The organism is Herbaspirillum robiniae, assembly GCF_002213415.1.
In the GTDB taxonomy this organism is placed as follows: Bacteria; Pseudomonadota; Gammaproteobacteria; order Burkholderiales; family Burkholderiaceae_D; genus Herbaspirillum; species Herbaspirillum robiniae.
The window spans coordinates 79271-91904 of sequence record NZ_NJGU01000002.1; the positions used below are offsets into that span (position 1 = coordinate 79271).

1 protein-coding gene is annotated in these 12634 nt (G+C 65.9%); it reads right to left on the minus strand.

Features of this window, described 5'->3' with window-relative positions:
- Positions 1–203: 203 nt before the first annotated feature.
- Positions 204–12629, minus strand: a complete 12426-nt coding sequence (locus CEJ42_RS05430) for a filamentous haemagglutinin family protein (protein ID WP_088750281.1) — start codon at positions 12627–12629, stop codon at positions 204–206.
- Positions 12630–12634: the final 5 nt, after the last annotated feature.

Below are 12634 nucleotides of genomic sequence, written 5' to 3' on the forward strand. Positions count from 1 at the left end.
TCCGTCCGGACGAGCTATGAATACCTAGACGGCGCACGCTTGTCGGGACTGCGGTTTGTCATCAAACTTTCATAAAAAGCCACTCCTGAAACAACAATCCCTGCGAAAAGGAGGCTATGCCTCCTCTTCGCAGGGAAAACGGGGCACCCGCACGCCCCTGCTGCCGGCCCGCGATCGGCCGGCAGCATCAATGCATCAAGGCCTCAGCGCGTCAGCGCCCGGCGCTCGGCGGGCGACAGCGCCTGCATCTGCGACGCGCCAAGCTCCCCCGCGCCAAGCACCTGCACAACGCCGTCAGGCTTGTAGCCGGACGTGGTGATATTGGCCGGCGCCTGCGCGCCCTGGTCGCCAAAGCCCAGCACCCGCACCGTAAACACCGACGGCAAGTTCTGCCTTGCCGCAGCGCGATCGCGCGCCATGGCATCCTGCGCGGCCACCGCCGCCGAGCTGGAGGCAGCGCTGGCATTGGTCAATGCGCCCACGTTCACCGCCGCCACTGCTGGTAGTCCGGAAGACTTGCCTTGCACCTGGATGTTGGCCGCGTTCATCACTTGCAACGCCGACACGTTGACGTTGCCGGAGACACGGATGCCCGCTTCGCCGGCGTCGATGGTGCCCAATGGCGCGATCAGGTCAACGTCGCCGGGCGCGGCCTCGGGAATCGGCGCCAACGTTGCGATGCCCGCTCCCGAACTGGGTGTCGCCGGCGCCAGCGTCACATTGCCCCACTGGTCGTATACGCGCTTGGGCGGGGTATAGATTTGCGTGGTCTTGGAACCGCGACCGGCGTTGATATCGCCCTGCTCGGTCCAGGCGAAGATATCGCCGCCGAAGGTGGTCATGATGCGGGACAGGCCAAGCAACAGGCTGCGCTCGCTGAACAGCTGGATGTCGCCCTGCCCCTGGGTGATCAGGCCGGCTGTCGATGCCGGAACCGGCCCTTGTACGCCCACCACGATCTGGCCGCCGGGCGCCAGCATCTGGATGTCGCCGCCGAAGTTGGTATGCACCCCGGCATCACCGAAGAGGGTGATGTCGCCGCGCCGGCTGATGACCGCGCCGTCGGCGGCGTTGTCCGGGAACAGCGTGGCAATCATGTTGCGCCCCCGCAGGTAGGACGCGAAGCGTTGGCTGTCAGGATTGGTATATTCGCGGCCGCCTTCGCGCAATTCGCTGTAATAGACGCCGCGCAGGAAAGCGCGCTGCTGTTCGGGTGCGAGGCTCTTGAAGTAAGCCACGGCATCCGCCCCCTTGCCCGTATAGCCCAGGCGCGCCAACAACCATGCTTCCAGCTCGGCGTTGTAGGTCTTGACTACCTTGCCCGGCTGGCTGGCCAGCGCCAAGGACTTGTCGGCCTGGTTGGCCGGGTTCAGGTACAAGTCGGTGATGGCGCCAAAGTTCACGCCGTTGGCCATGCCGGCCATGACGGCGATATCGGCGCCCGGCCGCGTATCGCCCGGCACAATGCCGCCCAGGCTTACCAGGCTGGCCTTGTTTTCCTGGCGCACGTCGCGTCCGGCATTGACTTCCAGCGTGCCGGGACCGGCCACCTTGAGGTCGGCGTAGATGATGTCGCCGCCGGCTTGCACCAGCGAGATGTCATCAACGTTGTTGTGCACGAACAGGCCCTGGGCATTGACGATGTCGCCGCCGGCCAGGATCCGCGCCGGCAGCGCCGCGCGATACCAGGTCAGCACCCTGCGTCCGCTCTGGGTGGGGTTGAAGGTCTGCACCACGCCGGTCGTCAGGCCCACAATATCGCCTGAACTGGCGTAGAACAGCGCCGCGGCATGATCACCGGCGTGCCTCGGGCTACCGGTAGCAGTATCCGGGCCGAACGCGAACAGCGGGAATGGATCCGTCTGCATCGTATTGACCGGATCGGAAGAATTACTCGAGGCCGTCCCCTCCGCGCTCATGTTGGTCACGCCGACGCTGGCGCCGACGAAGGCAGGTCGGCGGGGGCTGGGCAGAGCGACGTCGGCATTGGACATGCTGATGGCGTAATTGCCGCCATAGATCCCGGTTCCCGCCAGCATTTCCAGCCTGCCCTGCTCGGAGGGGGCCAGCAACAACTGGCCGATGGTGTCGTTGCTGCGAGCGCTGCCGGCAACGCTGTAGCCGTAGTAGATGCTGCCGCTGGCGGCGGTCGCCCTCAGGATCGACGGATAGACCGCCACCAGGTCTGCATGGTTGGAGTTGCCGGCCAACGAGCTGGCGCGGCCATTGACGGCCTGCATCCCCGGCACCAGGTTGCCGCCGGCCGTCAACAGGTTGATGGCCGTCGCCTGCGTCCACAAGGAAAAACCGCTCTTGCCGCCGCCTTCGTACTGGACGCCGTCGAGGGAGAACGGCGTCGAGTTCTGGATGAAGGCGCGTCCAGCATCACCGGCGTCGGCGATCACCAGGTCGCGTCGCGTGTTCACGTTCACGGCGGAGTCTCCCGGCATCAGGGTGATGCCGTTTGCCGCATAGGCAAGGGTACTGACGAATGGATTGACGGCCCTGACTTCGCCCGCATCCATATTGATGCCAGGCAAGAAGGCCGCCAACGTACGGTAGACTTCACGGACATCTCCGATGCTGCCCGCCTCCACCAGGCTGGCGCCGCGCAAGTTGATGACCGCGCCTGCCAGGTCCGGGTTCTGGATACTGTTGCCGCCCACCCCGTTTTGCAGGGCCGCTGCGTTGGGATTGACGTTGCCGGCCACGCGCATATGCAAATCGCCGCCCCCGGTCAAGATCATGGTGCCCGCGCTGGTGACGCGTCCGGTAGCGCCCACGGCGGTCACCAGCGCATCGCTGCGCGCCACGGTGTCATTGCCGCGTCCATTGATGACGCCGGCATCGCCGCCCGCGCTCAGGTTCAGATTGCCCCCGCCCAGGGTGCCCAGGCCGGTGAAACCGGCGACATAGGGCTTGCCGTTTGGATCGGCGGGGTCAGCCGTCCACACGTAGTTGCCGAAGTTGATCCACCACGCGCTGGGGACGGCATCGGCGCCGCCGATGGAACCGCTGCCCTGGCGCCAGAGCCAGTTGCCCACGCCGGCGCTGGCCCACTGCTTGCGCTGGCTTGCCATGGCTTCGCCCCAGACGTCGCCGGTGATATCGCGCCCGGCGCTCACGCTCAGGTTGCCGCCCAGCTCCGGATACCAGGCCTGGTAAGTTGCCAGTGCGGCGCTCAGCCCCGGGTCAGACAAACCGGGAACGCTGCCACCGCTGGTGCCGCGCGCCAGCTGGAAGGCGTCGGCGCCGGCGCCGTTGAGTACCGGCGCGGACTGCGTGCCTGCGGTGTAAACCCCGAACGGCGTACGCATGTTGATGTCGCGCGCGGCGTTGATGCCGATGTCCCCGGTACCAGTCCGCAACACCGAGAACAGCGGCGAGTAGATGCCGGTGGTGATGACGTCCCGTACCGGACTGATGACGACGATGCAGTAGTTCGGCGCCCAGTCGCAGTAGCCGGCTTCCCACATGAACGGCTCGACCGGTTTGCCCGCATAGGAAGAATCGGCAAAGAGATCGTTGGCCCCATCCAGGGTCCACGTGGCGCTGATACGCTTCGGATCGATGGCGCAATTGATGGTGTTGCGGGCGCAGTCGAGTCTGTTGGACCAGGTGTCGTCGATCAGCGTACCCGGAACCATGCCGTAGGTATTTCCCGCGGACCAGACATATCCGCTGCCGCCAGGCAATACGTCGGTACGCTTCACGAAGTGCGCGTCGGCCAGCACCACCGAGCCCTCGGCGCCCGGCGTCGTGGCGCGGCGATCGCTCGCCCCCAGGTCGGCGCCGGCGGTGAACTGCATGCTCCAACTGGTGCTGCCGCGCGGCAGCATCGGCGCCACGGCCCAGTTGCGACCCTGGATGCCGTTGTCGTCCGGGCGCAGGTCGACCGGTGCGTCGTTGATCAACTGGATTTTCGTCAACCCCGGAATGACAGCGCCGCGCTGGAGCGCTGCGGTCGCGGCCATCACCATTTCGGTGGGCAGCGCCACGCCCTTGGGCCAGGTCATGGCCGCGACGTCGATATTGTTGCGCAGGCGCGTTCCGGCATCGAGTTTCATCCCCGGCGTCAGCGAAATCGCGGTCGCGGGAATGGTGCCCTTGGCCACCGCCAGGCTGTTGTCGGCGTTGTAGACATTGGCCGACACCACCACGCCGGCCGCCAGTTCATAGTTGCCGGCCAACACGACACGCGCCGGCAATACGGTGCCTGACGGCAAGGTCATCGCATTGACGTCGATGGCGTAGTTGAGGGTCGCGCCGCTGGGGAACACGGTGCCGACATCAAGCGTGACCAGGCCATCCCGTGGCACGATGATGTCACCGCCGAAGGTGCTGCTGCGTGCGGTATTGCCGGAATTGATTTCAGTGAGATACCAGCCGTGTTCGTCGGGCGTCGTCGGCGGCGGCGCAAAGCCGTCGTTGATGCTGCCATAGATGTTCAGGTTGCCCTTGGCGCGCAACACCAGCACCCCGGATTCGCCGAAACCGCGCATGGCGTTCACGCTCGGATCAGACTGTGGTCCATAGCGATAGTTGGAGAGATCGATGTCGCCCAGTACTGTCAGGTCACCCGACGGATTGAGCGCCGCGTTGCTGACGATCTCCACACCCGGACGCAGGTGATAGTTGCCCAGGCCCGCGAGGCGCGTGCGCAGGCCGGCATTGGCCAGCGCGGCGTTGATGTAAGTGCGGCTGTGGCCATCGATCGTGTCCAGATAGGCCTGGGTTACGAGTTGGGAGGTGCGGCCATTGGCATCTGCCGGTGCAGCTGCGGCGTCATCATAGGTGCGGAACGCATTGACCGCGATGAACCGGGCGCCGCTGATGGCAGGTGTTCCGGCCACATTGACCGCGACATCGTCGGCGCCGACCCGGGCAGCGTTCAGGCTCAGGCTGCCGCGCGCAATACCGTCATAGTTGGCGGCGGCGGCGCCGTTGCGCAAGTCGATGCCCGCGCCGGCGGCCACATTCAGGCTGCCGCTGACCGACGTCAGGTCAATCACGGCGCGGTTGGCCGCGTCGATGACCGCGCCATAACTGTCCACGCGCAGGCCGCTGCCGTGAGCGTCGAGAATACCGTTGAGATTCAGGTTGTCGCGCGCGGCCAGGCGAATGCTGCCGACCTGGAACCCGCTGGCATCGATGCGGCCGTTGACGTTGAGGCTACCGCCGTCGACCGCCACTTCCACGGTACGCGCCTTGAGTTCGTCGCCGATGGTGAGATCGCCCTGCTTGATCTGGAAACGACGCGCGCCGAACACGCCGCCATCGGACAGCCTGGCGTTCAGCCCCGCGAAGTCCACCACTGTTTGCGCCCGCGCGGTGAACTCCGCCGCATCGAACGGAACCAGCGTACCGCCGGCGTCATATTGCCCGGAGGACGAGCCTTTCAATGCGCCAAGCAGCTGGATCGCGCCGGCTCCGGCGCCCAGTGCTACGGCCTCGATCGTGCCGCCGGCGTTGTTGACGGCCGAGACGTCAATGATTGAGCCGCCGGCCTGCACAATATTGCCGGCGGTGCTGCGCAAGGCGAGGTCGCCGCCCTGGCTGTAGCGTGTCTGCTCGAAGAAGCCGATGGCGCGGCCGGCCAGGTCGATCCTGGCGGCGTCGCCCAGCGTGATGTTGTTCTCAGCGCTGACGGTGAAGCGGCCCGTGGGCAAAGCCACCTTGGTGTCGATCGTGACATTGCGACCGGCAAGTTGCCACTCTGCGCCCAATGCATTGCTGGTGGCGCTGGTGGCTGGCCCTTGCGCGAGGATATCGCCGCCCGCTTTCACGCGCATGACGGCGCCGGCGTCGGCGGTAATCAGCGGCGTGTTGAAGGCAAGATTGCCGCCGCTGTAGGCATAACCGGTCGCGGCGTCGTAGGCCCCCTGATACTGGTACACCGAGAGCGAACCGCTGTTGTTGGCCACCACCCGGTCGGCTGCATTGAAAGCAACGTTGGAGAAGCCGAGGATCTGGCGATTGGAGGCAACGTTGGACAAAGGCTGCGTGTTGGTCGCGTAACCCAGCACAATGCGGTCCGCGTTCAATGCCAGCGCGCCGTCGCCCAGCCTGTCAGCCATGGCCGCGCCTGCCGCGGGTTGGGAGGCGTTGGAAGTCGGTCCTACGCTGCTGGTGGTCGGCACCGTGCCGGTCCAGACGATCTCTTTCGCGTTGATACTTGCCCGTTCGCCCGTGGCCCCGTAGCCATAGATGGCCGGCGCGCTGAAAGCCAGGCGCTGCAGCGATGCCGCGCCGGTGCTGTCGCTGCCGGTGTCGAAGCTGAAGTTCCCGTAGAGGTTGACGGAATCGCGCACATTGAAGAACAGGTTTTCAACCGCCGGCACGGCGGCGCTGCGTTCGCCACCCAGCAAGCGGTTCAGCACCGCCTGGTTCATCGACAGTCCGGCGGGCAAGGCATTGCTGGCGCGGGCGCTGTCCAGCGCGGCGGCATCGCCCATGTTCAGCGAGGATACGGCCAGCACCACATTGCGTGCGCCGAGACGGGCATTGTCTTGCACCGCGACGCCGCCGCTGGTGGCCAGCGCGATCGTGCCTTCGCCGGCCAGGCGGGTCGCGCCGACGCAGGGCGCCAGCGTGCACGTCCCAATGTCGATATTGGCGCTGTTGCCGCCGCTGGGTAACAGATTGACCCAGCCGTTGGACACGCCCAGCACGCCCCCGGAAACCGAACGGAAGATGACGCCGGAACTGGAGTCATAGGCGACCGCTCCGCGCCCGATGGTATCGATCGATGCGCCTTGTTCGACCACGATATCGCCGGTGGCCAGCAAGAACACCTCCGGCGCGCGCAAAACGGCGCCGTCACGCAGGGCCACATGTCCCGCCAGGGGCGTGAATGACGCGAAGTTATCGCCGTGCGACAACGACAACTGGCCGCCGATCACCATACGCGAAGCGCCGATGGCATTGAGGTCGTCCGCATACACGGCGTTATTGGGCGCGCCTGAGGCCATGCCCGCAGGTCCCAGAATCTGGAGATTGCCGCCGGTGACAAACAGGGAGCCGCCGAAGGCGTCGCTGCCGCCGCGTTCGAATCGTGTGCTGCCCTCGAACCGGAACAGCGGTTGGCCTGCCTGCGGAGCAGCGCGCCCCACGTCCAGCACCAGGTCATGCGCGTCGGCGGCAAGCTGGCCGCGCACGCCGCCACGACGCGCGGCATCGGCGCGGACGAAGGCGTCGTAGCCGGTTTCGTTGTAGCTGGAAAGCTGGCGCACCGTCGCGCCCGGCGTCACCACGATCTGGTTGGGCAGCGATGCGCGCACGGAGGTATTGACCACGCCGAGGTAACCCGCGCCGACATACGAACCGGTACCGGTGGCAATCGACGTCGTGCCGGGCTGGGCCTGCTTGCCGATTTCGACACGGTAGGCGCCGGGCAGCATGGCGAAAGTCGAGGGCAGCAACGTGTAGGTGCCGGCCTTGAGCTCACCCACATCTTGCTGCAAAGTGATCTGCTGCCCTGCCAAGGGAGCGCCGGCGCCTGGGTCGGCGCTTACGGGCGCATATTGCATGGTGCTCGACGGCACGATGGCATAGACGGCATTGCCGCTGGCGCTGATGCTATTGGTGGGATTGCCGCTGACCAGGGGCGTGCGCAGGATGTCGACTGAACCGCCGCGCCCGGTGACGAACCCGGCGCCGGTCAGCGTGCCGCCGCCGGACAGGTCGATCAGGGCGCCCGCCTCGCCGATGACGCTGTTGGCGGAAAAGATGACCTTGCTGGTGCCCAGCGACTTGAACTGCACCGCCTCCCCATTGAGCTTGTAGGTCAGGCCGTCGGTGGTGCCGCCGTAAGGCAAAAGCAGTCCGGCAGCGCTGACGGAGGAGATGCTGCCAGGCAGCAGTTGTACCTGGCCGGTGAGCGTCGAGTTGAAATCCTGCTTGTTTATGCCCAGCATCAGCTGTCCCAGCGGAGCGCGAACGATGCCGCCTTGCAGCACGCGGTTGCCGCCCAGGCCCAGTGCGCCGAAAACCGATGCCGGGGTGGCTGGCTCGATGTCCGCGTAGCGCCGGATGGCGAGCACGTCGCCGGCATCGTAGCCGGCCACGATCTGCGCGGCGGCTCCGCTGACCGGATAAACCTGTGCCGCAGTTATTGTCAGGTTCCCGGTGGACGCCAGTTCCGTGGTGGTCAAACCGGGCAGGCCCATCGCCGACCTGCCGCCCAGCAGCCGCAGGTCGCCCTTGCTGGTCACCGTGACATCGGCAAAGCCGCGGCGGTCCACCACGACGGCCGGGCCGCTCTCCTGCCGCAAATCGCCGTGCGCGCCGCCAAATCCGACCCGGTCGCGCACGTCCACGATGTCTCCTGTCACCTCCAGGCTGGCCGTGCTGTTGCGCTGAGAAGCGCCGCTGCGCCAGTTGACCGAGGCCATGAAGTCGTTCGTCAGCCCGCGCGGCGCCGTCGTGCTGCCCGACAGGGCGACATAGGACGAGGCCAGCTTTACCTGGCTGTTGGCGGCCGCCGATTCAGCCAGGTTGAAAGTGGCCGCCGTCACGCGCAGGCTTTGGCTGGTGTGCAGGTCGACATTGCCCTCGAAGCTGAGCAAGCCGTTAGCCAGCAGGGATACATTGTCGAAGCCGCCCGCCTCTATCTGGTTGACGCCAAGGCGAGCCACGCCGGCCTGCAGCGACGGCACCGTCTGCGCCAGTTGCGCCCCGGCGGCCAGCCCGCTGCCTGTGTTGTTTTGGGTGAGGAAGAATTCGCGCTGATTGAACGCGCCCGGCGCGAATGGTCCCACCGACAGCACCGGCGATTCCAGGGCTATGCTGAGCGTGCCGCCGGCCGCACCGATGCCACCCGAACGGGCGGTCATGGCGCCGTCGAGGTAAAGGCTGTGCATCGACTTGAGCGCGATGTTGCCGCCATTGGAGGCGACGTCTACGGTCTGCGTACCCAAGCCGGTCCGGTAATCGAAGCTGGCCGCGGCGCCGGAGGCATCGAGCAGCGCGCCGGGGCGAACCACGATGGCGATATAAGGTGCGCGCGTGGTGCCGGTTTTGTCCCAGTCGTTGACGCCCCCGATGGCGATACTGCCCCCGTTGCCGACTGCGCCATAGCGACGGCCATCGGCGGCGGTGAAGCTGACTGCGCGCGCGGCCGCATCCAGCACGGCGCTTTCGCCGATCCAGATGGCGTGCCTGCGGTCCACGCCGGTAGCGTCGCGGTTGGGCTGCGTAAGATCATCGGCCAGGTCGATCGAGATGTTGCCGCCCCAGGCGTTCAGTCGTCCCTGGACCTCGATGTTGCCCGAAGCACCGCCCACAAGGCTGATCGAACGTCCCGGGTCAACCGTCACCACGGCATTGTTGCCGATGCGGATATCCTCGCCTTGCAGCAGGCGCTGCGAACGCAGGATCAGGTCGGCGCCACCGCGCTGGGTGAAGGTCTGCCTGGCTTCATCATTGATGTACAGAGACGGCGTCCACATGCCCAGGATAGGCGAGCCCTGCGTGATGCCCTCAACGCGCAGCACCGGCATGGCGACCTCCAGGCGGGTGCCGTCTGCGACAGCCAAGCCTCCGTGGGCATTGATGTCATAGAGCGAGAATCCACTCTGGAAACGCCCCACGTCCAGGTTCAGCAGATCGCTGGCCTGTGCGCCATCGCCGGTGTTGCTGATCACGATGCGCCCGCCGGTTTCCAGCTTGAGCGTACCGCCGCCACCCACACCGAATCCGCGCAGGGCCCCGGCCAGATGAAGCTTGCCGCCGCTGCCTGCCACGGTCATTGCATCCGCCGCCAGGCTGATGCTGCCGCCCTTGCCGGCCACCGCCTTGCCCTGCGCGTTGACCGTTGCGCCGCCGGAGACGTCGATGCTGCTGCCGGACTGCAGCGTGACATCGCGTGTACTCTCAAGCTTCGCGCTGCCGCCGCCGACGAAGGCAGTGGTATTGGCTCCTGCAGCGTCGCCCGGTTGCTGACCGCGCAAATCGATGGCGACGCCTTCGCGTATGACAATGCCTGAGGAGGCCATGCCCGGCAGAACCGCAGGCCTCTGGAGCGGGTCGGACGGGCTGAATACGTCGCTGATGAACAGGCTGCCGCTGCGGATCCGAATATCGGCGCCGAGCGTGACGCCTGGCGCGGTCATGGTCACGCTGCCGCCGTCGGCCAGCCGTATTGCACTCTCCACGGAGATCGATCCGCGCGTGCCCAGGTCCAGTCCGCCCAGCTGCTGCGCGTTGAGCCAGTTCGCGTCCAGCCATACGGTGCCGTTGCGAACGGCATCGAGCGCATCCCCAAGCGCAAGGCTGGAAGCGATCGTGTCGAACTCGCCAATGCGCACATTGGTGTTGAACAGGTTCGCGCGACCGAACGCATTGTATTGGCCCAGGGCAAGCGTGCCGGCGCGAGCGGCAGCCAGTTGCGACTGCTTGTAGCCGTCGTTGAGTGCAGCGGCGCGCGCCTTGCTTTGAGCCGGGCCATTGTAGACGCTGGCGTCGATGGCCCCCTCGATGACGGCGGTACCGGTGTTGAGCACAAGCGCGCCGGCGTCGCGTCCGATGGTATAGCCATCCTGCAGCATGCGCTGCGGCGCGATCAACGGGTTGTAGTAGTACTCGGTCGTCTTGTCGCCCCAGCGCGTGTGGGCTACTTCAAAACCTCTGTAGACGCCACCATAAGACATGTTCGGCGTGGCCTGATCGGCGCTATACAAGCGTCCGTCGCTCCCCTTGAGCCAGGTCATGTTGAGCATGCCGGTCTGCACGTTCAGCGATCCGCCCGCGATATTGATGGACGAGCCGGACTGCGTAATGACTTCGCGGCCGCCGAGTATGACGGTGCCGCCCTGCGCCGCCCATTCTCCGATGCCGTGCGCCTGGTTGGCCAGGTATCCGCTGAGCTCCAGCAACCCGCCGCCGCTATACCAACGATCGGACTCATAGCCGCCGGTGCCGGCAGCAACGTAAATCAGTTTGCGGCTGTCAATCCATACATCGCTGTTGATCAGCTTTCCGGCATCACGTACCAGCGGTGCGTCGCGCAGTTCATTGCCCTGCACGTTGACCTTGAGGTTATTGGAATCCATTGCCAGCCGTACCCCAACGGCTCCCGCCACATCAAGGCTGGCCCCGCTGCCGACCAGACTGCGTCCGCTTGCGGCGACCGCGATCTGCCCGCCGGTGGAGAGCGTCATCGATCCATTCTGGAATTCGACCTGACCGCCGCTGACGATTTCGATGCGTGACTGGTCGCGGCGATCAGAGAGCTTTGCCAGGTTGTCGAACGATCCGCTGGCCACCTGCTGACGCAGGATATCCTGCGCCGCCGATTCGGCGATCAATGCATCTCGCTGGCTGTTGAGCGCGGTGGATTTGCCGTCGTCGTCGATGACAATGCCCGTCACGGCGTTGGCGCCCAGTGTGACCTTGCCTGCGGCATCGCTGATCGCGTTGAGAAGGTGAATGGTGCCGCGCGCGGCGGCGGTGGTACTGCTCACGGCCACGCCGTTCTGCCTGACGTCACGACCGGCCAGCGTAATGTCGCCCTGGGCGGCGCTGATCAAACCATCGTTGACCACCGTACCCGCCGTACTGCCCGGGTTGATCCGCGGCGCAACCTCATTTCCGCGCGTAGTCGAAAATGTGTTGGCGTCGGAAGCCAGGCCCTTGCGAATGATGAAGCTGTCGCCGGCGGCCAGTTGCGCCTGGCCCCTGGGCGTGATGATGCTGCCGGCGTTGTTGACCTCCGAACCCAGCAACAACACGTAGCCGCCGCCGCTGGTGACTGAAGTCGATTGCGCCGCCGACAGTTGAGCGCCGGCTTCCACGATCAGCTTGCCATTGGCATCGGTAAAGCTCGGTGTCGACGCGTCGCTGCCGTAGATCCCATAGCGCGTGAATTGACTGTCGCTGATGTTGGCGGCCGCCACCACCAGGTTGCGCACGTCGACCTGGCTGGAGCCGGTGAAGATCACCCCATTGCGGTTGGCGATCATCACCGTGCCCGGCGCATTGATCTGGCCCTGAATCTGGCTGGGGCGCGCCAGCGGGTCGTTGACCCGGTTCAGTACCGCCCAGCCGGCTTGCTGGGCGAAATTGAGGATGGTGTTTTTGCCGACGTTGAAGGTTTCCCAGTTCAGGATGGCCTTGTCGGCCGTCTGCTGGATAGCGACGGTTGTTTTGCCGTTGGCGCTGCTTTGCGTAGCGGCATTGGCATTGATCCAACCGCGGGTGAGCGAGTTGGTATCGACCTGCAGCCCGCCTTCGGTCAGGCCGTCGGGTACGCTGCCGCCGTTGGCCAACGCCGCCTGGCGCGCCGCCTCTTGCGCGGCTTGCTGGGCGGCGATGCCGCGCGCCAGCAGGGAAAGATTATTGATCGAGCGTTGCAGCTGCGCATTGGCTTGCTGCTGTTGCTGGCTCGGATTGATCAGGGTGGCGGCGCGTACGCCGTTGGGCAGGTAGCCGGTGGCGGCCGCGCTGCTTTGCGCGGCGCCCTTGCTGGCGAACCAGGAGGCGCTGAAAGGCTGCTGGGCGTGCACTTGCTGCGAGGCGCCTGCCGCCAGCAGCAGCGCAAGCGCCTGCGCCAGCGGTTTCCGGCGTCCCCTGCCCGGCGCCCAATCGGATGCCTTGTGTTTGTTGTACTGGCCTGCCTGGTTTGACTGCATGGCGA

Coding starts and splice junctions, on each gene's coding strand:
- CEJ42_RS05430 (WP_088750281.1), bottom strand. CDS start 12,629: ATGCAGTCAAACCAGGCAGGCCAGTACAACAAACACAAGGCATCCGAT.